The sequence below is a fragment of the Mycobacterium colombiense genome (assembly GCF_001672755.1).
Lineage (GTDB): Bacteria > Actinomycetota > Actinomycetes > Mycobacteriales > Mycobacteriaceae > Mycobacterium > Mycobacterium colombiense_C.
Genome location: NZ_LZKI01000131.1, coordinates 27,060 through 53,168, shown reverse-complemented (window position 1 = coordinate 53,168; position 26,109 = coordinate 27,060). Strand labels below are relative to the sequence as shown.

Here is a 26,109-nt window from a genome sequence, read left to right as displayed (position 1 = left end):
GTTGCATTGGAGGAAGCCATGGCCGAGGCGCTCGATCGTGTCACGCGGGTCGCGTCCGACCTGATGGACAGCGCGGCGGCTGAGGGTGCCCGGCAGAGCCGCTCTGCCAAGCAGCAACTCGACCACTGGGCGCGGGTCGGGCGCGCGGTGTCCAGCCAGCACACCGCTTCGCGGCGACGGGTGGAAGCCGCCCTTGCCGGCCAGCTCGCTACCAGCGAGCTCACCGTCGAGGAGGGCGTGGTGTTCAACGCCGAGATCTCCGCGGCCATCGAAGAAAGCCTGGCGCGCACCAACTACGGGGCGACGCTGGCCGGGCAGGGGGTCACCACGGTGGCCCTCAATGATGACGGCGAGATCGTCGAGCACCGGCCCGACGGCGCCGCGGTGGTGCTCGCGGTCGGGCGCTGACCCGGCGATCGTCGGCGGTTCGGCGGCCCGATGGATCGACTTGATCTGGTGGTCGGGCCGAACGGTGCCGGTAAATCCACGTTCATCGCGTTCACCCTGGCGCCGCTGTTGCCGGGAAGCCTCGTGGTCAATGCCGACGAGATCGCGCGGCAGCGCTGGCCGGAGGATCCGGCGTCGCGTTCCTACGACGCCGCGCGCATCGCCGCCGAAACCCGCGCCAAGCTGATCGAACTGGGTCGGTCCTTCGTCGCCGAGACGGTGTTTTCCCATCCCTCCAAGCTGGACCTCGTCCATGACGCGCGCCGCGCGGGCTTCACCGTCGTGCTGCATGTGCTCCTCATCCCGGAAGACCTTGCGGTGGAACGCGTCCGGCACCGCGTAAGGGCCGGCGGTCATGACGTGCCGGAAGCCAAGATCCGTGAGCGCCACCGTCGGTTGTGGACGCCGGTTGCCGAGGCCATCGCGTTGTCTGACCTCGCGACGGTCTACGACAACAGCCGGCTGCGCGGCCCGCGCGTCGTGGCGCGGCTCAGCGGCGGCCTGACGGTCGGCGCACCCGAGTGGCCTGCGTGGGCGCCGGAGAACCTGCGGGCCCGCTGGCCCGACTAGCTCGAACCGGGCTGACCGCTCCCGTGACTACCAGGACAGCTTGCGGCGGCCGGTGTCGACCTGACTGCCGACTCGCTCGCGCGCGGTGTCGGCCAGATCGCTGCCACGCTGACGGGCGGTTTCGGCGAATTCCTCGCCGCGTGCCCGTGCCGTGCCGGCCAGCTTCTCGCTGCGTTTGCGCGCCTTCTTGGCCAGTTTCTCACTGCGCTTGCGGGCCTTCTTGGCCAGCGGCGCGGCGCGGTCGGCGGCCTCGTCGGCGAGTTCTTCGCTGCGCTTGCGTGCCTTCTCGGCCAGGTACGCTGCGCGGTCGGCGGCCTCGTCGGCCCATTCCTCGCCACGCTTGCGCGCCTTCTTAGCCAACGGCCTGCTGCGTTCCGCCGCGGTGCTGGCCAGTTCGCGGCCGCGTTCGAGTGCGGCCTCGGCGTAGGGCGCGCCACGCTCGGCGGCGGTGCTGGCGAGTTCGCGGCCCCGCTCGGCGCCGACCTGCAAGCCGTGTGCGATCCGATCACCCAGCTCGGAGAAATCGGCATCGAAGGCCGAGTCATCGGAACCGGGCCACGCCGACGACACCCGCTCGGAGAGCCGTTCCGCCGCCCGCCGTCCGCGCCACCCGAGTGAGGGCTTACCGGCGGTGTCGGCGGAGGCGATCAGCAGGCCGCCCAACAGGCTGAGGTCGGTGAGAAATTGTTGGCGTTTCTGGGCTTTGGCCACCGGGTCGCTCTCGTTCCAGAACGAGTGCGTCCCAAGGTTGGCCGGCAACACCGTCACCGCGAGCGCCGCCGACGCGATGCGGGGGAGTTTGCCCGTGGCAAGCAGCAGGCCGCCGCCGATTTGAACCGCCGCGGTGATCTGCGCGACCGTCTCGGGGTCGCTGGGGATGCTGCTGCTCACCGAATCCGGCAACGCCTGAAGACCGTCCACCGCCGGGGCCGCGGCCTCGGCCGCGGATTTGGGATTGAGCAGTGAATTGACTCCTTGCCCGATGAAAGCCACTGATAACAGGGGTCGCGCGATTCTCCTGAGCACCATGGCGGGTGTATTACCCGGCTGCCTGTCGAGCAAACCGTGGGGTCGATATCCCCAGCTAGACCGGCATAGACATGGAGGTGCACACCGATAGGGTGGAGCGCGTGCGAGCGTTGATCATCGTCGACGTGCAAAACGATTTTTGCGAGGGCGGCTCCGTGCCGACGGCCCGCGGCGCCGCGGTGGCGCCCGCGATCAACGACTATCTGTCCGGCGATCCGGGCTACCGCTACGTCGTGGCCACCCAGGACTTCCACATCGACCCGGGTGATCATTTCTCCGACCGGCCGGACTTTTCCGCAACCTGGCCAGTGCACTGCGTCGCCGGAAGCGCGGGCGCGAATCTACGGCCCGACCTGGACATCCGGCGCCTCGATGCGATCTTTCGCAAGGGCGCTCACGCCGCCGCATACAGCGGTTTCGAGGGCGTCGACGAGAACGGGACGACGCTGCTTGATTGGTTGCGGCGGCGTGGGGTCGACGAGGTCGACGTGGTCGGCATCGCCACCGACTTCTGCGTCCGCCGAACCGCCGAGGATGCGGTGGCGGCGGGCCTGACCACCAGGGTGCTGGTAAACCTGACCGCGGCCGCGGCCGTGGACTCCGCTGCCGAGGCGCTGGCGGAAATGCGCTCCGCCGGCATCGAGTTGGTCGGGGGGCCGTAATGGTGATGCCGCTGGATCGGGAACTGCTGGCCGCCGTGGAGCGCTCGCCGCAGGCGGCGGCCGCCCATGATCGCGCCGGGTGGGTGGGACTGTTCACCGGTGACGGCCGGATCGAGGACCCGGTGGGCTCGCGACCGCACGTGGGGCATGAGCAGATCGGCCGCTTCTACGACACATTCATCGGTCCGCGTGACATCAAGTTCCATCGCGATCTCGACATCGTCGTCGGCACGGCGGTGTTACGTGACCTCGAGCTCGAGGTGGCGATGGGTTCGGCCGTGACGATGTACATTCCGGCCTTCCTGCGCTATGACCTCCGAGAAGCCAACGGCGAGTGGAAGATTGGCGAACTGCGGGCCTACTGGGAGCTTCCCGCCATGATGGCGCAGTTCCTGCGCACGGGCTCCGGCGCGGTGGGGCCCGCGCTGAATCTGTCCAGGGGGCTGCTGAGCAACCAAGGCTGGCGGGGGACCGTCGGTTTCATGACCGGATTCCGTCGGGTAGGAGCGCGTCACCAGCGGCTGGTGACCACCTTCCTCGACGCGGTCGCGCGGAAAGACACGTTTTCCGCGGCACGGCTGCTGTGCTCGGATGCCGCAATAACTGTGGGCGATCGCGATCCACTCGAGCTGGCCGAGCTGGCGCAGCAACTGGACGGGGCTGACACGACCAAGATGAACAGCGCGGGGCCCACCGTTGCGGTGTCGCTCCACTCGGGTCACGGGCGCGCTATCGTGTTCGCCGATGTGGCCTGGCGCGGCAACGCGATCAACCGGATCAGGTACTTTCCCGCCTGACCACCGCATGCCTCACCGGACCACCATCAGCGCCAGCGAAGCCGCGGACAGGCACAAAAACGCGCCGGGAAACGCGATGTTGTACAGGACGCGTGCCCTCAGGTGCGTTGCCACCGCTCCGACGAAAAACGCGACCAGGCCGGCGGCGGCAGCGATGCCCAATTCCCGCGGGCCCAGCAGGCCGACAACGATGCCGGCGGCCCCGGCCAGCTTCACTGCGCCCAGCGCGGGCAACCACGACCGCGGCACCCCGACCTGGGCAGAGTTCGCCAGCACGAATCGCGCCGGAACGAAGTCGGCGATCGCGATCGCGGCGGTGATGGCGGCAGTGATCAGCGTGATCACGACAAGTGCGGTGTTCATCTGGATCAATCCCTTGTCGCGCAGCGATTTCCGCAGCGGCGAGTCGAATGCCTGCAGTGCGCGCCGCGGCGCACAATCGGTAAGGTCATGGTGCTTGTCTCCTTTGTCACAGGAAGTCCGTTGGACGCGGTCATCTACTTGACGACTTCCGTGCGGGAAAGGTGACCCATGAGCGCAACTAAGGATCTGGCAAATCTGGCACGCCGTTTCGACGCCGATCGCCGGCACCTCAGGTCGGTCGCGTTCCAGCTGCTGGGCTCGGTGGCCGACGCCGACGACGCCGTGCAATCGGCGTGGCTCAAGGCCAGTCGTGCGGACTTCGACGCCGTCGACAACCTCTCCGGCTGGTTCACCACGATCACCGCGCGCGAGGCGTTCGACCAGCTTCGGGTGCGCAAGCGTCGCCCCGAGCTACCGCTGGGCGGGTCCGACGAACTGGACCGGCTGGCCCAGACGGCGTCGGCGGCGGCCGACGAGGACACTCTGCTGGCGGAGTCGGTGAGCGGCGCCCTGCTCGTCGTGCTCGACCGGCTGTCCCCGGCGCAGCGTGTTGCGTTCGTGCTGCACGACGTCTTCGGCATGCCGTTCGAGCAGATCGCCGGGCTGATGGATCGGTCACCGGAGGCCACCAAGAAGCTGGCCAGCAGGGCGCGCGGGCGCCTGCACGCGGAGCCGCCCGCCCCGCCCCGCCGCACGGCCGACCACCTGCAGGTGGTGGAGGCGTTTCTGTCGGCCTCGCGCGGCGGCGACATCGCCGGCCTGCTCGACCTGCTCGCCCCCGAGGTGGTGCGCACGGTCGATCCGGCCCTCGTTCCGGCGGGCGTGCCGACCACGTTGCGCGGCGCCCGCCGGGTCGCCGAGGAGACCCGCCGGTTCGCCCAGCGTGCGCGCGCCGGTGCTGTCATGCTCGTCGACGGGGCGCCGGGCATCGTGCTCGCGGCTCGCGGACGCGCTCAGGTCCTGCTGGTGATCGGCATCGGCGCCGACGATCGCATCAACACGATCGACATCACCGGCGATGCCGAGCGAATCCGTCGGGCCGCGCTGACGCTGCCGCGGTGGCCGATCCAGGAACGTCACATGCTCGTCGGGTACCAAGGACGTCAGACACAGTCGACCGGGAAACCGGACACGGGGCAAGACCGGGAGAGCCATGCTCGATAAGCCGTTCGGACGGCGCAACCTGCTGCGGGGCGCCGGCGCGCTTTCGGCGGCGGCACTGGCACCGTGGCCGGCCGGGTGCGCTTCGGACGACGACGACGCCCTGACGTTCTTTTTCGCGGCCAACCCGGACGAGCGTGACGCCAGGATGCGCATCGTCGACGAGTTTGCGCGCCGCCATCCCGATATCAAGGTACGGCCGGTGCAGTCCGGTCCGGGCGTCATGCAACAGCTTTCGACGTTTTGTGTCGGCGGGAAATGCCCCGACGTGCTGATGGCGTGGGAACTGTCCTACGCCGAACTCGCCGACCGCGGTGTGCTGCTGGACATGAACACGCTGTTGGCCCGCGACAAGGCGTTCGCCGACCAGCTCAAGGCGGACAGCATCCCGGCCCTGTACGAAACCTTCACCTTCAACGACAAGCAGTACGCGCTGCCCGAACAGTGGTCGGGCAACTACTTGTTCTACAACAAACGGCTGTTCGCCGAAGCCGGGGTGCCCGCACCGCCCAAGACGTGGGAACAGCCTTGGGATTTCACCGAATTCCTGGACGCAGCGCGAGCGCTGACCAAGCGTGACGCATCCGGGCGGGCCGCGCAGTACGGTTTCGTCAACACCTGGGGTTCCTACTACTCGGCCGGTCTGTTCGCGATGAACAACGGCGTCGCCTGGTCCAACCCGAGGCTGAACCCGACCCACTTCAACTTCGACAACGCAGCGTTCCAGGACGCGGTGCAGTTCTACGCCGATCTGTCCAACAAGTACCGGGTTGCGCCCAACGCATCAGAGACGCAGTCGATGTCGACGCCCAACCTGTTTGCCGTGGGGCGGGCGGCGATCGCGCTCGGCGGACACTGGCGCTACCAGACCTACATCCGCGCCGAGGACCTGGATTTCGATGTCGCCCCGCTGCCCGTCGGCCCGGCGCTGGGGAAGGGTCACGCCGCGTGTTCCGATATCGGCGCCACCGGACTGGCCATCTCGGCGAGCAGCCCCCGCAAGGAGCAGGCGTGGGAATTCGTGAAGTTCGCGACCGGGCCCATCGGGCAGGCCTTGATCGGTGAATCCTGTCTCTTCGTTCCGGTGCTGCGGTCGGCGCTGCGATCGGACGGATTCGCCAAGGCCCATCGACGACTCGGCAATCTCAGCGTGCTCACCGAAGGGCCGGCTTTCTCGGAGGGCTTGCCGATCACGCCGGCATGGGAGAAGGTCAATGCCTTGATGGACCGCAACTTTGGCCCCGTCCTGCGGGGCCGCGAGCCGGCTACCTCCTTGAGCGGGTTGTCCCGCTCCGTCGACGAGGTGCTGCGCAGCCCATGACCTCGATGGACGCACCTGGCGTGACCGCCCCGGCCGGGCGGGCGACGCGGAAGGCCCCGGACGATCCGAGCCCGTGGCGCCGACACGCCTGGGCGGGCCGGTTGTTCGTCGCCCCCAACATGGTGGCGGTCTCCGTGTTCATGCTCTTTCCGCTGGGCTTTTCGCTGTACATGAGTTTTCAGCAATGGGATGTGTTCACCCCGCCGAAGTTTGTGGGCCTGAAGAACTTTTCAGACCTGTTCACCTCCGACCCGCTCTTCCTGATCGCGATCCGCAACACGGTGATCTTCACCCTCGGAACGGTGGTGCCGACGGTCCTCATCAGCCTGGCCGTCGCGGGCGTGCTGAACCAGAAGGTCCGGGGCATCGGCATCTTCCGTACGATTGTCTTTCTGCCGCTGGCCATCTCGTCGGTCGTGATGGCGGTGGTGTGGCAGTTCGTGTTCAATACCGACAACGGCCTGCTCAACATCATGCTCGGCTGGGTCGGGCTCGGCCCGGTTCCGTGGTTGGTCGACCCTCACTGGGCCATGGCCTCGCTGTGCATCGTCAGCGTCTGGCGCAGCGTGCCCTTCGCCACCGTCGTCCTGCTGGCCGCGATGCAAGGCGTACCGGAAACGGTCTACGAGGCGGCCAAGATCGACGGCGCCAGCGAGGTAAGGCAATTCGTCTCCATCACCGTCCCGTTGATCCGCGGGTCAATATCGTTCGTGATCATCATCTCGGTCATCCACGCTTTTCAGGCGTTTGACATGGTCTATGTGCTCAACGGCCCCAGCGGCGGGCCGGAATCGGCGACCTACGTCCTGGGCATCATGCTGTTCCAGCATGCGTTCTCGTTCCTCGAATTCGGATACGCCTCCGCGCTGGCGTGGGTGATGTTCGCCGTCTTGCTGGTGCTGACCGTGGTGCAGTTGCGCGTCAGCCATCGACGATCTTTGGAGACTTCGCGTGGCCTTAAGTGAGGGCGCCATCAGGCACACCGTGGTGCGCGGCGGCACAGTCTATGGCGCGCTGCTCGCCGTCGCCTGGTGTGCGCTGTTCCCGATCGCGTGGGCGGTGTCGGGTTCGCTGAAGACGGAAGGCGAGGTCAGCGAGCCCACGCTGCTGCCGGCCCACCCGCGGTGGTCCAACTACACCGAGGTGTTCGCGCTGATGCCGTTCGGGCGGATGTTCTTCAACACCGTGCTGTACGCGGGATGCGTCACCGCGGGGCATGTCTTCTTCTGCTCGCTGGCCGGATATGCCTTTGCGCGACTGGATTTCCGCGGCCGCGATGCGCTGTTCGTCGTGTATCTCGGCACGTTGATGGTGCCCCTGACGGTGACCGTGATCCCGCAATTCCTGGTGATGCGGACCCTGGGTTGGGTCGATACCCCGTGGGCGATGATCGCGCCGGGTTTCTTCGGCAGCGCATTCGGCACGTATCTGATGCGGCAGTTCTTTCGCACGCTACCCACCGATCTGGAGGAGGCCGCGATACTCGACGGCTGTACGCCGTGGCAGGTCTATTGGCGAATCCTGCTGCCCCACGCGCGACCGGCGGTGATGGTGCTCGCCGTGCTCACCTGGGTCAACGTCTGGAACGATTTCCTGTGGCCGCTGCTGATGATTCAGCGCAACAGCCTGGCCACCCTGACACTGGGCCTGGTCAGGATGAAGGGCGAATATGTTGCCCGGTGGCCGGTTCTGATGGCAACCTCGATGCTTATCATGCTGCCCCTGGTCATCATCTACGCCGTCGCGCAACGCTCCTTTGTTCGCGGAATCGCCGTCACCGGGATGGGCGGCTAGCCATGGCCTCGGTGACATTCGACCAAGCGACGCGGCGCTACCCGGGAGCCGACCGCCCGGCCTTGGACAACCTGGACCTCGTGGTGGGCGACGGCGAATTCGTCGTCCTGGTCGGACCGTCCGGCTGCGGCAAGACCACGTCGCTGCGCATGGTGGCCGGGCTGGAAGTCGTGGACTCGGGGCATATCCGGATCGGCGACCGGGACGTGACCAACGTCGACCCCAAGGATCGCGACGTCGCCATGGTCTTTCAGAACTATGCGCTCTACCCGCACATGACGGTGGCCCAGAACATGGGCTTTGCCATGAAGATCGCCAAGACGCCGAAGGACCAGATTCGTGAGCGGGTGTTGGATGCGGCGAAACTCCTTGACCTGCAACCCTATCTCGATCGCAAGCCGAAGGACCTTTCTGGTGGGCAACGCCAGCGCGTGGCGATGGGCCGCGCGATCGTGCGCCGGCCGCACGTGTTCCTGATGGACGAGCCGCTGTCCAATCTCGACGCCAAACTCCGGGTGCAGACACGTAACCAGATCGCCGCGTTGCAACGGCGGCTGGGCACCACCACCGTCTACGTCACCCACGACCAGGTCGAGGCCATGACCATGGGCGACCGCGTTGCCGTCCTGCGCGACGGGGTGCTGCAGCAGTTTGCGCCGCCCCGCGAGCTCTACCGAAACCCGAACAACGTCTTCGTGGCGGGTTTCATCGGATCGCCGGCGATGAACCTGTTCACCCTTCCCATTGTGGATTCAGCGGTGTCGCTTGGCGATTGGCCCATCAAGCTACCGCGTGAGATCACCAGTAGCGCGGGCGAGGTCGTGGTCGGGGTCCGGCCTGAACATTTCGAGCTGGGTGGCCTCGGTGTCGAGATGGAGGTGGACGTCGTTGAGGAGCTGGGGGCAGACGCCTACCTGTATGGGCGAATCACCGGCTCCGGCAAGGGAATCGATGGGCCCATCGTCGCGCGGGCCGACGGACGCAACCCACCGGAGAAGGGCAGCCGAGTACGCCTGCATCCGGAACCCGGGCACCTGCACTTCTTCGGTGTGGATGGCCGCCGAATCTGTTGATCGTGCTCCCGGCACAAATCACCGCGGCGGTGGTCAATCGCTCGGCGACGCCTATCCGCGGGAGCAGCGAAGCGCATGAACGCGCCGCTGGATGCGCGCGACGTCGTCGGGGGACGGCAGCTGATTGGTGATCCGGGTGATCTCGACGCCGATATCAACGAAACCGATCGGCCAGAGCCGAAGCGCGATGAGATCCCTTGCGATGGCGGTGATGTCGTCGTCGCAGAGCCGTCGGCGCGTGAGCGCCACCAGCGGAACGTACCCGGTGGCCGGCATGCCGGCGGGGTAGCCGGCCCGCACGAAAGCCACAATGCTCGTCACCCAATGCGACAGGTCCATATGTCCACCTCGCTAACCGCCGCAAGTTGTCAAGCGGCAGTGCTTGCTTGGCTAGCAACGTACCATCGGCGAGCCCATCAGCTGCGTAACGCCACACAGTTAAACGCATTTTTTACGGCCGTAGTTGCGGGTGCACCGAGAGTGACTTGGGCGACGATTCGCCGAACGTGGCGCGCCGTAACGGCGTTTGGCCGCAAGGGTTTCTAGTATTGCCGCGTGGTGGATCGCTATGGAACCGATGTCCTCGCCGCGGGGCGACGCAAGCCGCGCTCGACCGAGCACCCGGCCGAACTGGGACTGGTGGTCGAGGACGCGGAGACGGGTTATGTCGGCGCGATCGTGCGCGTGGAATACGGTCGAGTGGACCTGGAAGACCGGCGCGGGCATGTGCGTGGCTTCCCCTTGGGCCCTGGGTATTTGCTCGAGGGGCGTCCCGTCATCCTCACCGCGCCGCGGCGGCCGGCGCCGACCGCCGGGGGCAGGACCGCATCCGGTTCGGTCGCCGTGTCGGGCGTTCGTGCCCGCGTCGCGCGGGCCAGCCGAATCTACGTCGAGGGTCGCCACGACGCCGAGCTCATCGCGCAGGTGTGGGGCGAGGACTTGCGAATCGAAGGCGTCGTCGTCGAGCAACTCGGTGGCGTGGACGACCTGGTGGACATCGTCACCCAATTCGCGCCGCGGCCGGGGCGCCGGCTGGGGGTGCTCGTCGATCACCTTGTCGCCGGTTCCAAGGAGGCGCGAATCGCCGATGCGGTGCGGCGAGGGCCGGGCGGCAGAGACACGCTGGTCGTCGGTCATCCCTACGTCGACATCTGGCAGGCCGTGAAGCCGCAGCGGTTGGGCCTGGGCGCCTGGCCGAAGGTGCCGCGGCAGGTGGAATGGAAGCACGGCGTTTGCCAGGCGCTTGGTTTGCCCCACAACGACCAGGCGGACATCGCCAGGGCCTGGCGGCACATCCGTTCGCGGGTGCGCGACTGGAACGATCTGGAGCCGGCACTGATCAGTCGGGTCGAAGAATTGATCGACTTCGTCACGGCGCCGGTCTCCTGATACGGCAGCCACCGGACCAGGGCTGATGCCCTTCGCTTCAGTTAGGCTACGCTAGCCGACAGTCCCGACCGGCGGGACAGAAACAGAGCATATGCAGGGCGTATTCGGCGTATTCATCGGCACGTTCCTCATCGGTCTCCGTGAAGGCCTAGAGGCGTCGCTCATCGTGAGCATCGTCGGTGCCTTCCTCAAGCGAAACGGCCAGTCCATCCGCCCGATGTTCGCCGGTGTCGCCCTGGCCGTGCTGCTCAGCGTCGGCGTGGGCGTCGGCCTCGACCTGTTCGCCGCCAGCCTGCCGCAGGCCCAGCAAGAGATGATGGAGACCGTCATCAACGCCATCGCGGTGGTGTTCGTGACGTCGATGATCATCTGGATGAACGGCAACGCCGCGCAGCTCAAGGGGGAACTCGAGCGCGAAGCCCGTCAAGCCGTCAACCGTGGTGGCGCGTTCGCCCTGGTCGTCATGGCGTTCCTGGCCGTGTTGAAGGAGGGCTTCGAGACGTCGGTGTTTTTGCTGGCGGCCGCCGAGACGTCGCACGGCAATCGGTGGTTCGCCGTGCTGGGCGGCGCCGTGGGCATCGTTACGTCGGTCGGGCTCGGGGTGGGGCTTTACTACGGCGGCCTGCGGATCAACCTCGGCCGATTCTTCCGGGTCACCGGGGTGTTTCTGGTGCTGATCGCCGCCGGGCTGGTGCTGGGTGCGCTGCGCACCGCACACGAGGCCGGCTGGGTGACCATCGGCCAGCAACAGGTGCTCGACCTGTCCGGCTGGATACCCAGCAATTCGGTGCTGGGCGCGGCGACGACCGGGGTGTTCGGCATCCCCGCCGATCCTCGCCTCATCGAGGTGCTGGGCTGGCTGCTGTATGCCGTGCCGGTGCTGGTCGTGTTTCTCTGGCCCGCCCGGCTCACCGCCGCTCCGCGAGCCCGCAGCAGGCTGCTGGCGGCGGCGTCGGCGGTGCTGATCATCGTCGGGGCGGCACTGGCCGTCATGACGCCCGCCGCGGGCTCGTCGCAGACGCACGGCGCTCGCACCGTCATTGACCGCGACGGCCACACCGCCGCGGTGTCGATGGTGACCGGCCCGCACGGACGCGAGCTGGCCGTCGCACCCCAGGGCACCTCGACCGTCCGCAACATCGTGCTCATCCCCGCAGACGACCAAACGGTGGACGGCGTGCCCGTACAGGTCTGGCAGGCTACCGAGGCCGCCGGGGCCGACGGTGCGCCGGAAGTCACGCTGGATCAGTTGCTGAGCATGGCGGGGGGCCGGCTGCCGGTCGGTCTCGCGGCCGGCCGCACTCCGGGGCCGTTTCAGGGTCAATGGTCAACGACCACGACGTACACCGTGTTCGCCCGGGGCGATTCCGTGATCAGTGCGCACACAACGAGCAACCGCACGGCGATTTTGACCGGCGGCGGGCTGACGGGCGCCAAGACCGTCAGTCTCGGCGGGCTGGCGACGGACTGGTCCACGTCCGCTGCCGAAGACCACGCGACGGTGGCTGAGATCGTCGCCGGTGACCGCGATCGCGGGGAGCGGCAGCTCTGGACTGTCTGGCTTCCACTGTTGTTAGCGGGATTTGCGTTGGCGTGCGCGCTGTCAGCGATAGCCTCGCTGCGCGTGGACCGCAGGCAAGAGGATGAGAGGAAATCGATTGATGGTGAGTCGCATCGCCTCGGCAACGTGCCGGTCTCGTGACTTCTGGTTGACCGCAACAGTTCTTGTTGCGGTGGCGGTGTTGCCGGCGACCGCGTGCGGCCACTCGGGCGAGAACTCGAACCATGCTCAGCAGCCGAAGCCGGGGACCGCCAATGCGGTCAAGGTGACCCTGGCCAACAACGGCGGCACTGACGGCTGCGCACTGGACACCACCAGCGTGCCCGCCGGCCCGGTGACCTTCACGGTCGCCAACACGAACGCACCGGGCATCAGTGAGGTCGAATTGCTCAGGGACCAGCGGATTGTGGGGGAGAAGGAAAACCTCGCGCCCGGCCTGGATCCGGTGTCGTTCACCGTCTCGCTGGACGGTGGCGCCTACCAGCTCTACTGCCCGGGGGCGAGCACCGAATACCAGACACTGACGGTGACGGGCAAAGCGCCGGCGACGCCTACGGGCACCGTGGCCAGCATCCTCAGCCAGGGCACCAAGGACTACGCCGCCTACATCGTGAACCAGATCGGTCAGCTCAACGACGGCGTGAAGGCGCTCGACGCGGCCGTGCAATCAGGCAACCTCGACGCGGCAAAGGCCGCCTACGCCAAGGCCCGATTGTTCTGGGAGCGTTCGGAATCCACCGTGGAGGGTTTCGTGCTGCCGGGCTTCGCGGTCGGCGACAATGCCGGCAGCCTGGACTATCTGATCGACATGCGTGAGTCGACGCCGGTCGATGCGAAGGTGGGCTGGAAGGGCTTCCACGCCATCGAGCGCGATCTGTGGGAGGGCGGCGCGATCACGCCCGGGACGAAGGCGTTCAGCACCGAATTGGTGGGCAACGTCGGCAAATTGAACGGCATCGTCGCGAGCCTGCAGTACAAACCCGAGGATCTGGCCAACGGGGCCAGCGACCTGATCGAAGAGATCCAGAACACCAAGATCACCGGAGAGGAAGAGGCCTTCAGTCACATTGACCTGGTGGACTTTTCGGGCAACGTCGAAGGCGCCCAGCAGGCGTACGCGTCGCTGCGGCCGGGCCTGGAGAAGATCGACGCCAATCTGGTTCACCAGATCGATCAGCAGTTCCAGACCGTGCTCGCCACGCTCGACGGGTATCGCGACCCGGCCGCACTAGGCGGCTACAAGACCTACACCCCGGCGCTGAAGGCCAGCGACGCACCGAAATTGACCGCGGTGATTCAGCCGTTGCACCAGAGCTTGTCCACCGTCGCCCAAAAAGTAGTCACGGCCGGCTGATCATGACCGACGACATCACCGGACCCTCGGACCGCGATCCGAACAACGCCGGCACACCGACCGACGCCACCGCGGTGTCGCGTCGGCGCGCGCTCGGCGGCGCCATGCTGGCCGGGTTCGGCGGCGCCGCCCTCGGTGCCGTCGGTGGCGGTTTCGCCGGTCACGCCATGGCGGCGGGACAACGCGGGGACGACGACGACACCGTCGATCTACGCCGCAGCTACCCCTTCTACGGCCAGCCCCACCAGGGCGGAATCCAAACGCCGCCACAGCGATACGCCATGTTCATGTCGTTCTCGGTGGCCGGCGGCGCAGGCCGTACCGAGCTGCAGACCCTGTTGGCCCGCTGGTCGGCGGCCGCCGCGATCCTGCAGCAGGGCAAGCCGGTCGGAACCGTTCAGCCCCAGGTCGAGGTGCAGCCGCCCGTCGACACCGGCGAGGCCTACGGGCTGAGCCCCGCCAGTCTCACCGCCACCATCGGGTTGGGGCCGTCGCTGTTCGGCGATCGGTTCGGACTGGCCGCCCGGCGACCCGCCGTGTTCACCGACCTGCCGCCGCTCAACGGCGACAACCTGGATCCCCGTCTGCACGGCGGCGACCTGTCCGTGCAGGCGTGCGCCGACGACCCCCAGGTCTGCTATCACGCCGTGCGCAACCTGGCCCGGCTCGGCCGCGACATCGTCTCGCCATACTGGGCGGTGTTGGGCTTCGGTCGCGCCTCCGCCGGCCCCGGCCAGCACACGCCACGAAACCTCTTGGGATTCAAGGACGGTACCCGCAACATCGCCACCGACGAGGAGTACGCCAAGTTCGTCTGGGTTGACAACAGCGACCAGCCTTGGATGAACGGCGGGACGTACCAGGTCGTCCGCAAGATCCGGATGTTGATGGAGACATGGGATGTCGACCGGATCGGCAATCAGCAGAGGATCTTCGGGCGCTCGAAAGAAGAAGGGGCGCCGCTGAGCGGCAAGCACGAATTCGATACACCGGATTTCGCCGCCAAAGGCGCCGACGGCAACCCGCTCATCGATCCGATGTCTCACGTCGGCCTTGCCGCCCGGGAAAACAACGACGGCATCATGATCCGCCGACGCTCCTACAACTACACCGACGGGCTCGACGCCAACGGCCAACTCAACGCCGGACTGCTGTTCATCTCGTACCAAAAAGATCCCCAAGATTTTATTCGCCTACAGAACCGGCTGGGCGCGCACGACCTGCTCAACGAATACATCCGCCACATCGGATCAGCAATCTTCGCGGTGCCGCCACCGCCGGCTGAAGGCCACTACATCGGGCAAAGCCTGTTCAGCTGAGCAAATCTCGCCGATCGGCGGTGGGCGGTCGGCGGCGGAGCGTTTCCGACGCGTGACATTTCGTGTCGGGCCGGTAAATCAAGCGCGCCCGCCGTCACGCATCGGCGCCCGCCGCGCACTAACTCCGTGAACCCGCAGAATCAGCGAGAAACGGAGAGAGTCACATGACCGATGCGCTCGTCATCGACGCCGCAGGCCTTGACCGGCTGTCGTGTAACGCCAAGGCCAACCCCGAAACAGGCAGAAAGACACTCAAAGCCACGACGGTGTGCGAGACCGGGTTCCGCAACATGACCTACGTCCGGGACCTGGCGCCGATGCTGGTGGGCGAGCCACCCGCGCTGCTGGGTGATGACTCGGCCCCCAATCCTTCGGAGACCGCGCTGGCCGCGCTGGGCTCGTGCGTGTCGGTGGGCCTGTTGGCCAACGCGACCCATCGTGGTGTGACGTTGACCAAGATCGAGGTCGAGATGGAAGGCGACATCGACATCTCCGCGGTATGGGGCGTGGGGGACACCCCGCAGGGCAAGCGCCTGGGATTCAGCGCGGTCCGCTGCAGGGTGAGCCTGGCCGGCGACGCCGACGACGCCACGCTCAAAGAGATCCACGACAACGCCGTCGCCTGGTCACCTGTGCTGAACACGTTTCGCAACCCGGTGATCGTCGACTCGACTCTGAGCACGGAATGAGTGCAATGACGGCGACCATCGATCCCGCGGCCGGCACGCTGGATGTCGAACTGTTGGAGGATATTCGGGCTCACGCCGCCGCGCTGGACCGCGGCGAAGATCATTCCCGTCGCAGCTTCCCCAGGCTGGGGGAGGCGGGACTGCTCGGGATCGGCGCCCCGGGCAACATCGACAACCGGCTTCCGGCGATGGCCGAGGTGATTCGGGTGATCTCCGGGGCATGCATGAGCACCGGGTTCTCGTTGTGGGCCCATCGCATGGCGGTCGAGTATTTGCTCACGGCCGCAACCGAATTCAGTGTTACTGCGGTCGCACCGTTGCTTTCGGGAACGGTGCTGGGGGTCACCGGCATGGCCGCGGCGTTCAAGGAGGTGGCCGGGTGCGGCAGCGTGGAGCTGACCGCCACATCCGTGGCCGGCGGCTACCAGGTGTCGGGCCCGATCAGGTGGGCAAGCAATCTATATCCCGACTCGACGATGGTGACCGCGGTGCGTACCGATGCCGGCGAGAAATTGATCGTCGCGCTGGCCCTGGGCACGCCCGGGGTGGTCGTCGGCGAGCATTTCGATCTGCTGGCCATGGGCAGCACCGCCTCCTCCTACCTGAACCTGGACGGCGCCTACGTTCCCGCCGAACAAGTGCTGTCGCGCGACTTCGATGGTTTCCTGCAGGCGGTGCGCCCGACATTCCTTGTCCTGCAGTCGGCCATGTGCCTGGGGCTGACCCGGACGACCCTGGATCAGGCCCGGCTGGGGCTCGACGGCGTCAACGCGGTCTTCGGTGACGATGTCGACCGCGTCACGCAGAAGCTGATCGGCGCCGAAGCCGCGCTGGCAAACCTGGCCGCGGCCGTCGGAGGAGCCGAGCCACCCGCCAAGAAGGAGCTGCTGTCCCTACGTCTTACGGCGGCCGAATTGTCCAGCGCCAGTGCTGATCTGGAGATCCGTACCGCCGGCGGAAAGGGGTACGCGAGCAGGACGCCGGCAAGCCGGCGCTATCGGGAGGCCGCGTTCATCCCCGTCCAGTCGCCGTCCGAAGGGCAACTGCGCTGGGAACTGGCCAGATGCGCCTGAGCGCGGGTCGATGGTGACTCCGGTGGCGGTGCCGCCGGAGGGCACCGAATCCGAACGCCTGGTCGGCGGGGTGCCGCTGGCCAGCCTGGTGCGCGATTTTCACCGGCCGATGGTGAATTTCGCTCGCACCATGGTGGATTCAGCGACGGTCGCCGAGGAAGCCGTGCAGGAGGCATGGGTGCAGGTGCTGCAGTCGTCGGATTCGTTTCAGGGCCGTTCATCGGTGAGCACCTGGCTGTTCGGCATCGTGAAACACACCGCATCCCGGCACCGGCGACGGGAATCGCGGATCCGTCACCATGAGGTGCTGGCCGCCGCCGCGGAGGGTGAGGCCGACGACCCGCTGTCGGACCGCATGCATCCCGCCGGTCATCCCGATGCCGGGCATTGGCGCCTGCCGCCGTCGCGGCGGTTTCTCCCCGAAGATCACACCGTCGAAAACGAACTCCTCGGCTACGTGCGGGCGGCGCTGGACGCGTTGCCCGAACGGCAGCGGCAACTGGTCATCTTGCGTGACATCGTCGGAACCTCGGCGGACGAGGCGGCCGCGCTGCTCGAACTGTCCGCCGAGGCGCAGCGGGCGCTGCTCTACCGCGCCCGGGGAAATCTCCGAGCCGAATTGGAAAAGCGGTACCAACGATGACCGTTCATGACAACACCGTTCCCGCCATCGATTGCGTCGACTTCGTGCGCCTGGTCGACGATCTCGTCGACTCCGACCCGCAACAGTGGGGACCGATCGTCGCCAAGCACCTCGACGAATGCCCACCATGCCTGATCTATCTGCAACAGATGCTCGACCTCAAGATCCTGCTCAGCCACGTCTTCGACGGTGAGCAGCTCAGCGAGGACCACGTTGCCGGTGTCATCAACGCGATCAACACCTTGAGGAAAGGCGAACACGGATGACGATCAACGCGCAAGCGCCGCAGCTGAAAAGCGATGCCGCGGTCGCGGATAACGTGACCGCGTTCCCATCGGGCGTCAGGGCAAGCGGCCCGCCCGAGGATCCGTTCGAGCCGCTGTCGGTGGGCGCGATGGTGGATCGGGTGGCGGCCATGGCGGTGGAAAAGGCCGCGCACCCCTGGGCATTCCTGATGCGCTCGTTGGTGGGCGGTGTGATGGTGGCGTTCGGCGCCCTGCTGTCGCTGGTGGTGAGCACCGGGGTCAAGACCCCTGGTGTGGCAAGCCTTTTGATGGGCCTGGCCTTCGGGATGTCTTTCGTCCTCATCCTGGTGTCGGCCATGTCACTGATCACCGCGGACATGGCCGCCGGCTTTCTCGCCGTGCTCAAGCGCACGCTGAGCGTGCGCGGCTACATCGTGTTGGTCACCGTCGGACTCATCGGCAACATTCTCGGCGCGCTGGTGTTCGTCACGGTGTGCGCCGCGGCCGGCGGCCCCTACCTGGGCGCGTTCGCCGAGCGAGCCGCGACCGTCGGCACGCTGAAGGCCGGCCAGCCCTTCTGGACGGCACTGCTGCTCGCCGTCGTTTGCACGTGGTTCCTGCAGACCTCGATGTGCATGTTCTTCAAGGCCCGCAGTGACGTGGCCCGGATGGCGTTCGCGTTCTACGGGCCGTTCGCCTTCGTCATCGGCGGCACCCAGCACGTGATCGCCAATGTCGGATTTCTCGGTCTTCCTTTGCTGCTCAACCTCTTTCACCCGGTCGCACCGCGCGGCACTGTCGGTTGGGGTTTCGGTCAACACGGTCTGCTCACCAACATCGGCACCACCACGCTGGGCAACCTCATCGGCGGCACCGTGTTCGTGGCGTTGCCGTTCTGGATCATCGCGCAACTGCAACGCCGCGAGATCTAGCCGGCGACGGGAGACCTCCGGCCCGACGGTTGAGGACTAAAGCCCCACGACTGACACGCCCTCCTCGGATAGCGTGGGTGACGATGGAGGGAGAACGTAATGTCCGCACCCGTCAAAGAACTCGGTATCGTCGTCGCGGTCGACGGTTCGCCGGCGTCAACTGCCGCCGCGGCCTGGGCGGCCCGGGAGGCGGCGATGAGAAACATCCCGCTGACCGTCGTCCACGCGGTGTCGACTCCCACCGCAACGTTCCCGCCGGTTCCGTACCCCGAATCCCTCGTCACCAGCCTGGAAGACGAAGGCAAAAAGGCGATCATGCACGCGACGAAAATCGCCGAAGACGTGGTGCGGGCCGACCGCGCGGTGCCCATCGGCAGGAAACTCGTGTATTCGCCCCCGGTGCCGGCCCTGCTGAAGATGTCGGATGCGGCGGAGATGATCGTCATGGGCAGCTCCGGGCGCGGGCTGTTGGCACGTGGTCTGCTCGGGTCGGTGAGCTCGGCCGTGGTGCGGCACGCGAATTGTCCGGTCGCGGTCGTCCGGGACGGTGAGCTGCCGGATCCGCGGAATGGTTACGTCCTGTTGGGCACCGACGGCTCACCGGCGTCCGAGCTCGCGACGGAAATCGCCTTCGACGAGGCTTCGCGTCGCGGTACGGACCTGGTGGCCATTCACGCATGGAGTGACGCCGCGGTGGTCGAGGTTTTCGACATCGACTGGCCGGCAGTCGAAGGCGAAGCGCAACGCAGCCTGGCCGAGAGCCTGGCGGGCTGGCAAGAACGCTATCCCGACGTCTCCATCCATCGCTTCGTCGCCCGGGATCGGGCGGCGCGGCACCTCATCGACAATGCGGATGCTGCGCAGCTGGTGGTCGTCGGCAGTCATGGTCGGGGTGGGCTGAGCAGGATGCTATTGGGCTCGGTCAGCAACGCGGTCCTGCACTCGGTCCGGGTGCCGGTCATCGTCGCTCGGCCGCCCTCCAAATAGGCCCGTCACCGCCGTTCGCGTAGCACTCCGGTTATCCACGCGCACAACGCCGCAACGTCGCGTCCGGCCCCTGCGACGGTCCGGTCGGGGCGCACCACGGCGGCGTCGGCGCGCCCGCGGCGCAACCACGTCGCCAGGTCATCGCCGGGCTGGGCGACCAGGATGACGACGCCGCGGCGCCGCAGGGACGCTTCGTCGGCGGCCGCCGGGCGAACCGTGGTGATCAGCGCGAAACCCGCGCCGAGCGCATCATCCAGGCGCCGGCCATCGCGCAGCAAGGGATTCGGGCAGAGCCTGCCGGCGAGCCCGCGCGAATTGCACACCAGCGCAGAGCAATGCAGCGGCGGGGTCGTGGAATCGACGATCCGGTGGCGCAGGCCCGGGATGAAGCGCAGCCGCGGCAACACCAGCCGGCGGGCCGCGTCGCCCACGCGACCACCGCCGGTCATCGCCCAGCCGACGCCCAATGCCAAGCGGATCATCTGTCGGGTATGCGGCGCGCGTTCCTGTTCGTAGCTGTCCAGAACGTCCGCACCCATGGTGCCGTGCTGGACCGCGGCGAGCTTCCACGCCAGGTTGACTGCATCCCGAACCCCTGCTCCCATACCCTGGCCGATGAACGGGGGAGTGAGGTGCGCCGCGTCGCCGAGAAGGAACACGTTGCCTCGGCGCCAGCGATCGGCGATCTGAGCGCGAAAGGTGTACTCCGCGACGCGCAGCAGGGTCAGCTCGCTGTCGGCCACCGTTGCCGTCCAGGGTGTGATCAACGGCCGTACTGCATCCAATGTGCCGAATTGATCGGCGTTTTCGTCGGCCAGCAGTTGAAATTCCCATCGGTAGCGTGCATCTCCGATGCGCATGTAGGTTGCGGCGCGGGCAGGGTCGCATACCTGGTGCACGCCCTCCCACTGGGCTAGATCGGCATCGGTGGCGACATCGACGACCAGCCAGCGCTGTTCGAAGTTCAAGTCCCGCATCGTGGCATCGATGTGCTCGCGCACCATGCTGTTGGCGCCGTCGCATCCCAGCACATAGTCGGTGTCCACGTGGTCCACGTGACCGTCGGAGCGGTCGGTGAACGTGACACGGATGCCGTCGGCGCCGTCGGTGATCTCGGTGACCTCGGCGTTGCCGCGCAACCGTGCGTTGGGGTAGCGCTTGAGGTTGGCGCGCAGCAGCGCCTCCAGCTCCGGCTGGTCGAACATGTTGGCCTGCGGGAAGCCGTTCGCGACGCGCGATTGGTCGCGGTTGAACTGGGCGAGGACACCGAAATCCGCTCCCAGCAACCGTAGCCCGAGCGTGGGCCTGGAGATCGACGCGAACTCGTCGGCGATGCCAAGACGGGCGAGGACGCGATAGACCTCGTCGTCCAGGTGCACGGCCCGCGGCTGCGGGTACACGGCGGGCCAACGATCGAGCACCAGGCAATCCACGTCGTGTTGCGCCAGCAGGGTCGCGGCGGTGATGCCCGTCGGTCCGGCGCCGACTATGACAACCGAGCGGCGCCGACCGTCTCCGTCGCTCACGCGAATCGTACTGTGGCGCGCTGTGTTCCGAGATCGATGGCACCGTCGTCGGTGCCGATCGAAGCCTCCACGATGTCACCGTCTTGCAGGTAGTTCGTGTTGTCGGCCTGGCGTGAGAAGAACACCTTCCACTTGAGGTTGGGCGGCAACAGGTTTCCGATGATCTGCAGCGGCTTCGGCGGAGCGCTCAATGCGGTTCCAGCCGGGGTTCCGGTGAGCACCAGGTCGCCGGGCGCGAGTTCCTGAAACTGGGTGAGTGACTGCAGGGCCTGCAGCGGCCGGTAGAGCATGTCGGGGTCGACGAGCGCGTTCTGGCGCTCGTCGCCGTTGACGCTCAACCGCAGCCGCAGGTCGCCGAACCGCTTGAGTTCGTCCGCGCTGAGCAGCACCAGCTCCGGGCCCACCGGGGTGAACGTCGGATACGACTTGGCCTCGTAGAACTGGGTCTGGGGAAGCTGGACATCGCGCGCCGAGACGTCGTTGGTGACGACCAGCCCGGCGATGAGGTCGCCGAGGTCGGCATCGCAGACGGTGGTGCCGACCGGGATCGTGCGCCCGATCACCAGCCCGATCTCCACCTCGTAGTCGAGGAGCCTGACGTGTGCCGGTTTGACGATGTCGTCGAACGGGCCGTTGATCGACGCGGACGCCTTGCGGAAGAAGGTCAGTGGAACCGACGACGGGTCCATGCCCGCGTCCTTGACGTGCGACTCGAAGTTGGTCATCTGGGCGATCACCCGGCACGGCCTGGTCACCGGCGAGACCAATCGTAGACGGTCGAGCTCCACGATGTCGGTACTGTTGGCCGCCGCGTCGACAGCGGCCCGGTCGGCAAGCAGCCCGGCGGTGCTGGTGGCGGCGGTGTCGATCTTTGCGGCACCGTTCGCGGTTTTGAGCCACCAGGCATCGGCGGTGTGCAGGACGGAAACGGTCATGAGGTAGGCACTTTCAGTAGTCCGGCCAGGCGGCCGATATCGAATTCGTTGCGTGTGCGCAGTGCGGTGGCGATCGAAACCAGTTCGTGTCGAGCAGATTTGAGGTCCGTGCCGAGGAAGTCCCTGCTCGCCGCGGGCCCCCATTGGGCCAATCCGGAGGCGCTGAACGGTGCCCATCCGGGGTCGAGGGTGTTGTCGAAGAGGTCGCCGTCGGTGAAGTGCTCGAACAGGTAGCCGTCGGGATCGCGCCAGTAGTCGAATATCTGGCTGCCCTGAATGTGTCTGCCGATTCCCCAGGACCGGAAATATCCACGCTCGCGCAGGTATTCGCCGCCGGCGGCCAGGGCGTCGAGGTCGCTGACCTGATACGCCGAGTGGATGTAGCGGTTGGCCGGACCCAGCGCCAACGCGAGCGTGTGATGGTCGGCCGGGGTGAGGCCTCGATCGCAGCGGATGAAGCTCATCGTCGGTCCCCGGTCGCGCTGGCCGGGGAAGTGCAAGAAGTCGCTGACGATCATCCCCAGGTTGTCCAGGTACCAGTTCAGCGCCTCGAGGTACTTCGTCGACTGCATGACCAGATGGCCCAGACGCAACACGCGGGCGGGTGCCCGCGGCGGACGCTGGGTTTCGTTGAGGCGCTGCGGGTCTGCTCCGTAATTGAGCGAAAGAGGTTGCTGCGCGGATAGTTGCGGTAGCTCGATCATGCCGGCGGCAACGCTTACCGGTGTCCCGCTGGGGTCGACCAGGTCGACCGCGATGCCACCGATGGCGTCGGGAAGCGGCCGCGTGCGAGCGCCGTGGGCATCGGCCAACCTCAACACGTCCGCCTCGTCGCAGGCGCGGAACGCCACCCCGGCGAAGCGTCGCCTGTGTCCGCGACGAAGGATGAGGCACGGTCCGCCGGGCAGCGTGCCACGCAACTGCACTTCGTCCGGGGTGCGCTGGGCCGTCTGAAAACCGAAGGCCCGCGCGAATGTCTCGGCGCGTGTCAGGTCCGGTCGCTCGAACACCAGCCAGGCGATGTCGACGATTTTGATCACCGGGTCGCGCGACCGGCCGGGGTGCTCGCCGGGTAGCGCACCCTGCGGGCTGTGCGCACCCCGCGGGGCGCTGTTGGTCAGATTCATCAGCCGTCTCCCAAACTAACTGACGAAATCGTCACATACGAGTCAACGTTCAGTCAAGGTTTCTGACGGAATCCTCATAACTGATGCATACTGCTGAAGATGAGCGCAATGCCCGACCGTCAGACGCCCAACCGCTTGGCGCGGCGCAAGCAGCGCACCCGAGCGGCGCTGGTCAGCGCCGCGCAACGGCTGATCGCCGAGGGCAAGGTCAACGTGCCGGTCCTGGAGATCACCCAGGCCGCCGACGTCGGGATGGGTTCGTTCTACAACCACTTCGACAGCAAGGAGCAGCTGTTCGACGCGGCCGTCGCCGACGTACTCGACGCGTACGGGGCGATGCTGGACCGGCTCACCGACTCCATCGACGACCCGGCCGAGACGTTCGCCACCAGTTTCCGGCTGACCGGCCGGCTCTTCCGGCGACGCCCGCAGGAGAGCCAGATTCTGTTGGCCAACGGGTTGGCGCTGTTGTCCTCGCCCGATGGGCTGGCGCCACGCGCGCTGCGCGACATCAAGGCGGGCGTCGAGGCCGGCAGGTTCACCGTGGACGATCCCGAACTCGCCCTCGCCATGGCCGGGGGTGCGTTGCTGGGGCTGGGCAACCTGTTGCGGGATCAGCCGGACCGCGACGACGCGCACGCCGCCGACACTGTCACCGAGAGCGTTCTGCGGCTGTTCGGGCTCAGTGCCGCCGAGGCGCGTGCGGTGTGTCGACGTCCGTTGCCCGACAGTGTCTTCGGCGAAGCTTAGCAATTGTGACCGGACGCCCGATCACGTTGTGGCTCAAGGCATATCGACGGACATCGCTACTTATTGGACGGACCGACCGGCTAGCGTTGCGACGGCGTCGACCGAGAATGCGACATTCCTTCCAACAGCGCCATCATCACCGGCCGCGCAGGGCGTGGTCCACCGCACGTGCGCGGTCCCGCTGATCTGCAAACTGGCGCCGGTATCGAAGTCGAGGAACAGCAAGGCGGCTTTGTCGTCGACCGCCAGGTTGCCGTAGCTGTTGAACATGTTGTTCCCCGGAAAATCCGGCCACCAGAGCCGGTCCGGTGTGTCGACGCGGACAAATCCGGGTTGGCCGCCGCGGTGTGAGGCATCGCTGCCGCGGGTGGGATGGCTTGTGCCCAAGAAGAACGTGTCGGACGTTGCGATCATTGCCCGATCAGACGGGCCGAGAAGCGTTGCGCGTTGCGCGCGTTTCGAAGGAGGGGCAGCAAGACTAGCGACGTCGATGGCGCGGCGGTGAATGTACTTGGGGCAGTTGCCGTACGACTGGTCGACGCGGACGGTCATGCTCTTGTGGTCAGCGCCGACAAGTTCGCCGTTTATCCGTAGCCTGCGGCGGGTGGCGAAGTCGATGGCGATCAGTCCGACCTGCTGACCGATCTGGATCTCATGCAGGGGATCCCCGTCACGGGGAGAGGCAGACACGTGCAGGACACCCTCTGCACCGCGGAGAAAACCCGGTGGCGCGGCCAGCGGCGATACCCAGAGTAGGCCGTTGTGGTCGCGTCCGGTCAGCGCGGCGAACCGCTGTGACGCGAGAAAGCGGGCGGCGCCTCGGGACAGATCCGACGAGTCAAGCATGCTCTCGAGCCGTCCGGCCTCGGCTTCGACACCCGCTCGGCGCTGCATTGACAGTTCTCCCTCGTGGAAACCCGTCGCGGTCATGCCCTTCGTAACAACCGCACCGACGTAATGCTTCCTGGCGGCACGGGCGGGCCCGAGGGTTGTTAGCGCCAGGGTTAGGCCTCGCGGCCTTGCTGGGCCGCCTGTGCACGAGCTGCGGAGCGCGACGCCGGGCGAAATGCCGCCAGTAGCGCTCCGGCCGCGAAGATCACTGCGGTCAACCACGCAAAGCGCCCGTCAGGAGCGAAGCCCTCGGCGGCAATCATGGACAGCGCGTAGGCCGCCATCGCTGCGCCCGCCAGCATCACCGGCTCCGCCCAGCGCTCGGTGAGCGAGACACCGAGCAGGGGCAGGGGAGCGGCGAAAAGCCTTCGCGCCCAAAACAGCAGCACCATTTCGACCGCGGTCACGACGCTCAGGATGACCACCCATTCCAGCCGGGCCAGCCACCAGTCCGCGCTACCTTCGGGTGGCTGCGGCAACAGGCCGGCCGGATAACCCACAATCGCCACGATCACGACGGGAATCATGTGCCACAGGTAGAGGGCCATGATGTTGTTGTTGGCGATCGACAACGCGCGCTCCACGCGGATGGCGCGTAGCGCACGGTTGAGCGCGGGCGCGACCGCCATCGCGATTCCGGTTTGGGCGCACCCGAACGCCAACAGGGCCACGGTCGGTGGTGTCGTGTTGTCGATGGTCTGTCCGGGAACGCCGATCATGCTGACCGGATAAATCTTGAGCCAAACCAGCAGCGCCAGCGCCAATGCGGAAGCACTGGCCAGTATCCAGGGCCTGCGCCCGGCCAATGATCCGCCGTGCCAGGCGATCCCGAGCTGATACAGCGTGCCCCACCCCAGCAGATAGTTCACCCAGTTGAGGTAGGGCACGTGCCCGGCGAGCCGGGCGACATCCACCATCGCGACGGCCAACGCGAGCACACCGGGCACCAGCAGTCCCCAACGGCGTTGTGCGGCAATCGCAATCGGCGTCAGTGAGACCACGACCAGATACACGGCCAGGAACCACAGGTGCATCGCCACCGCCCAGCCGGCGTACTCGAGCACCGAGCCGGCCACCCCGGAGGCGCCAAGCGCCACCACCACCAGCGACACCAGCACGACGTACACCGCCGTCGGCCCGAGGACCCGCGCCAACCGGTGCTGCACCCAGGTTCGACGCGATACCCCGTCGGTGTCGTGCCGATGGGTCCAGGACACCGCGGCGGCGTAGCCGGCAACCAGGAAGAACGCCGGCACCGCCTGGAAGGGCCACGTCAGCCACTGGGTCCAGGGCAGGTCGACGAGCGGGTTCTGCCGCCCGAACTGCCCGTCGTGGTAGGTCACCGATCCGGCCAGCCAGTGTCCCAGCACGATCAGCACCACGCCCGACACTCGGTAGTAGTCGACCGCCAGATTGCGGGCCGGCCGCGGGGTGTTTGCGTGGTCCATCAGATCGGGGGAAGCTCGACGCG

Annotated in this window: 28 protein-coding genes; 20 read left to right on the top strand and 8 right to left on the bottom strand. The window is 66.9% G+C overall.

Going from position 1 to position 26,109, the window contains the following annotated elements:
- Positions 1-18: 18 nt before the first annotated feature.
- Together A5708_RS17845 and A5708_RS17840 are read left to right on the top strand one after the other, a co-directional pair.
- On the top strand, positions 19-408 hold the full coding sequence (locus A5708_RS17845) for a TA system antitoxin ParD family protein (RefSeq protein ID WP_065029902.1): 390 nt from the start codon (positions 19-21) through the stop codon (positions 406-408).
- Between the two features lie 30 nt (positions 409-438).
- Positions 439-1,017 carry an AAA family ATPase gene (locus tag A5708_RS17840; protein ID WP_065029901.1) on the top strand — a complete coding sequence of 193 codons (579 nt, stop codon included), beginning with the start codon at positions 439-441 and terminating at the stop codon, positions 1,015-1,017.
- A 27-nt stretch (positions 1,018-1,044) separates the two neighbouring features.
- On the opposite strand, the gene A5708_RS17835 is transcribed toward A5708_RS17840, so the two are convergent.
- Positions 1,045-2,046 carry a DoxX family protein gene (locus A5708_RS17835; protein WP_065029900.1) on the bottom strand — a complete coding sequence of 334 codons (1,002 nt, stop codon included), beginning with the start codon at positions 2,044-2,046 and terminating at the stop codon, positions 1,045-1,047.
- Between the two features lie 101 nt (positions 2,047-2,147).
- On the opposite strand from A5708_RS17835, the gene pncA reads away from it, so the two are divergent.
- Entirely contained in the window at positions 2,148-2,708 is a 561-nt protein-coding gene (pncA, locus tag A5708_RS17830) for a pyrazinamidase PncA (RefSeq protein WP_155766062.1), read from the top strand.
- Positions 2,708-3,505, top strand: a complete 798-nt coding sequence (locus A5708_RS17825) for a ketosteroid isomerase family protein (RefSeq protein WP_065029898.1) — start codon at positions 2,708-2,710, stop codon at positions 3,503-3,505. The genes pncA and A5708_RS17825 overlap by 1 nt, the downstream gene beginning before the upstream one ends.
- A 12-nt stretch (positions 3,506-3,517) precedes the next feature.
- On the opposite strand, the gene A5708_RS17820 is transcribed toward A5708_RS17825, so the two are convergent.
- Positions 3,518-3,868 carry a DoxX family protein gene (locus tag A5708_RS17820; RefSeq protein ID WP_065029897.1) on the bottom strand — a complete coding sequence of 117 codons (351 nt, stop codon included), beginning with the start codon at positions 3,866-3,868 and terminating at the stop codon, positions 3,518-3,520.
- 168 nt (positions 3,869-4,036) lie between these two features.
- Between A5708_RS17820 and A5708_RS17815 the strand changes: the two genes are divergently transcribed.
- From A5708_RS17815 to A5708_RS17795, 5 genes are all read left to right on the top strand, one after another.
- Positions 4,037-5,032, top strand: coding sequence for a sigma-70 family RNA polymerase sigma factor (locus A5708_RS17815; RefSeq protein WP_065029896.1), 996 nt, complete (start codon positions 4,037-4,039; stop codon positions 5,030-5,032).
- On the top strand, positions 5,022-6,350 hold the full coding sequence (locus tag A5708_RS17810) for an ABC transporter substrate-binding protein (RefSeq protein ID WP_065029895.1): 1,329 nt from the start codon (positions 5,022-5,024) through the stop codon (positions 6,348-6,350). Before A5708_RS17815 ends, A5708_RS17810 begins: the two co-directional genes overlap by 11 nt.
- Before the next feature lie 119 nt (positions 6,351-6,469).
- Complete coding sequence (locus tag A5708_RS17805; RefSeq protein ID WP_196772672.1) at positions 6,470-7,315, top strand: carbohydrate ABC transporter permease; 846 nt, start codon at positions 6,470-6,472, stop codon at positions 7,313-7,315.
- 7 nt (positions 7,316-7,322) lie between these two features.
- Complete coding sequence (locus A5708_RS17800) at positions 7,323-8,144, top strand: carbohydrate ABC transporter permease (protein ID WP_419538334.1); 822 nt, start codon at positions 7,323-7,325, stop codon at positions 8,142-8,144.
- Between the two features lie 2 nt (positions 8,145-8,146).
- Positions 8,147-9,217 carry an ABC transporter ATP-binding protein gene (locus A5708_RS17795; RefSeq protein ID WP_065029892.1) on the top strand — a complete coding sequence of 357 codons (1,071 nt, stop codon included), beginning with the start codon at positions 8,147-8,149 and terminating at the stop codon, positions 9,215-9,217.
- A gap of 51 nt (positions 9,218-9,268) precedes the next feature.
- Here the strand turns inward: A5708_RS17795 and A5708_RS17790 are convergent, their stop codons facing one another.
- The gene (locus A5708_RS17790; RefSeq protein WP_065029891.1) at positions 9,269-9,556 is read right to left on the bottom strand and encodes a DUF3349 domain-containing protein; all 288 of its coding nucleotides are present in this window, start codon (positions 9,554-9,556) and stop codon (positions 9,269-9,271) included.
- A gap of 216 nt (positions 9,557-9,772) precedes the next feature.
- Here A5708_RS17790 and A5708_RS17785 point away from each other — a divergent pair, with 216 nt between their 5' ends.
- From A5708_RS17785 to A5708_RS17740, 10 genes are all read left to right on the top strand, one after another.
- Positions 9,773-10,606: a DUF3097 domain-containing protein gene (locus tag A5708_RS17785; RefSeq protein ID WP_065029890.1), complete on the top strand. Its 834-nt coding sequence runs from the start codon at positions 9,773-9,775 to the stop codon at positions 10,604-10,606.
- Between the two features lie 91 nt (positions 10,607-10,697).
- A complete protein-coding gene (gene efeU / locus A5708_RS17780) occupies positions 10,698-12,308 on the top strand; it encodes an iron uptake transporter permease EfeU (protein ID WP_065029889.1) in 1,611 nt (536 codons plus the stop codon).
- A 37-nt stretch (positions 12,309-12,345) separates the two neighbouring features.
- The gene (gene efeO / locus A5708_RS17775) at positions 12,346-13,521 is read left to right on the top strand and encodes an iron uptake system protein EfeO (protein WP_196772671.1); all 1,176 of its coding nucleotides are present in this window, start codon (positions 12,346-12,348) and stop codon (positions 13,519-13,521) included.
- Positions 13,522-13,523: 2 nt separating this feature from the next.
- Positions 13,524-14,840, top strand: a complete 1,317-nt coding sequence (efeB, locus tag A5708_RS17770) for an iron uptake transporter deferrochelatase/peroxidase subunit (RefSeq protein ID WP_065029888.1) — start codon at positions 13,524-13,526, stop codon at positions 14,838-14,840.
- A gap of 164 nt (positions 14,841-15,004) precedes the next feature.
- Positions 15,005-15,529, top strand: coding sequence for an OsmC family protein (locus A5708_RS17765; protein WP_065029887.1), 525 nt, complete (start codon positions 15,005-15,007; stop codon positions 15,527-15,529).
- A 5-nt stretch (positions 15,530-15,534) separates the two neighbouring features.
- Positions 15,535-16,602, top strand: a complete 1,068-nt coding sequence (locus A5708_RS17760; protein WP_065029886.1) for an acyl-CoA dehydrogenase family protein — start codon at positions 15,535-15,537, stop codon at positions 16,600-16,602.
- 10 nt (positions 16,603-16,612) lie between these two features.
- On the top strand, positions 16,613-17,245 hold the full coding sequence (locus A5708_RS17755; protein ID WP_065029885.1) for an RNA polymerase sigma factor: 633 nt from the start codon (positions 16,613-16,615) through the stop codon (positions 17,243-17,245).
- Complete coding sequence (locus A5708_RS17750; protein WP_065029884.1) at positions 17,242-17,511, top strand: hypothetical protein; 270 nt, start codon at positions 17,242-17,244, stop codon at positions 17,509-17,511. Before A5708_RS17755 ends, A5708_RS17750 begins: the two co-directional genes overlap by 4 nt.
- Complete coding sequence (locus tag A5708_RS17745) at positions 17,508-18,422, top strand: formate/nitrite transporter family protein (RefSeq protein WP_065029883.1); 915 nt, start codon at positions 17,508-17,510, stop codon at positions 18,420-18,422. The genes A5708_RS17750 and A5708_RS17745 overlap by 4 nt, the downstream gene beginning before the upstream one ends.
- 99 nt (positions 18,423-18,521) lie before the next feature.
- Positions 18,522-19,409, top strand: coding sequence for a universal stress protein (locus A5708_RS17740; protein ID WP_065029882.1), 888 nt, complete (start codon positions 18,522-18,524; stop codon positions 19,407-19,409).
- Positions 19,410-19,414: 5 nt separating this feature from the next.
- Here A5708_RS17740 and A5708_RS17735 read toward each other — a convergent pair whose 3' ends face one another.
- From A5708_RS17735 to A5708_RS17725, 3 genes are read right to left on the bottom strand one after another with little or no spacing between them, the layout of a single operon-like run.
- Positions 19,415-20,935 carry a bifunctional 3-(3-hydroxy-phenyl)propionate/3-hydroxycinnamic acid hydroxylase gene (locus A5708_RS17735; protein WP_231117946.1) on the bottom strand — a complete coding sequence of 507 codons (1,521 nt, stop codon included), beginning with the start codon at positions 20,933-20,935 and terminating at the stop codon, positions 19,415-19,417.
- Positions 20,932-21,870 (bottom strand): fumarylacetoacetate hydrolase family protein, encoded by a 939-nt coding sequence (locus A5708_RS17730; RefSeq protein WP_065029880.1) that lies wholly within the window; start codon positions 21,868-21,870, stop codon positions 20,932-20,934. Before A5708_RS17730 ends, A5708_RS17735 begins: the two co-directional genes overlap by 4 nt.
- Complete coding sequence (locus A5708_RS17725) at positions 21,867-22,997, bottom strand: VOC family protein (RefSeq protein ID WP_065029879.1); 1,131 nt, start codon at positions 22,995-22,997, stop codon at positions 21,867-21,869. Before A5708_RS17725 ends, A5708_RS17730 begins: the two co-directional genes overlap by 4 nt.
- 99 nt (positions 22,998-23,096) lie before the next feature.
- Between A5708_RS17725 and A5708_RS17720 the strand changes: the two genes are divergently transcribed.
- A complete protein-coding gene (locus tag A5708_RS17720) occupies positions 23,097-23,747 on the top strand; it encodes a TetR/AcrR family transcriptional regulator (RefSeq protein ID WP_065029878.1) in 651 nt (216 codons plus the stop codon).
- Between the two features lie 60 nt (positions 23,748-23,807).
- Here the strand turns inward: A5708_RS17720 and A5708_RS17715 are convergent, their stop codons facing one another.
- Both A5708_RS17715 and A5708_RS17710 read right to left on the bottom strand, forming a co-directional pair.
- Entirely contained in the window at positions 23,808-24,641 is an 834-nt protein-coding gene (locus A5708_RS17715) for a pyridoxamine 5'-phosphate oxidase family protein (RefSeq protein ID WP_231117945.1), read from the bottom strand.
- Between the two features lie 110 nt (positions 24,642-24,751).
- Positions 24,752-26,086, bottom strand: coding sequence for an acyltransferase family protein (locus tag A5708_RS17710; RefSeq protein ID WP_065029876.1), 1,335 nt, complete (start codon positions 26,084-26,086; stop codon positions 24,752-24,754).
- Positions 26,087-26,109: the final 23 nt, after the last annotated feature.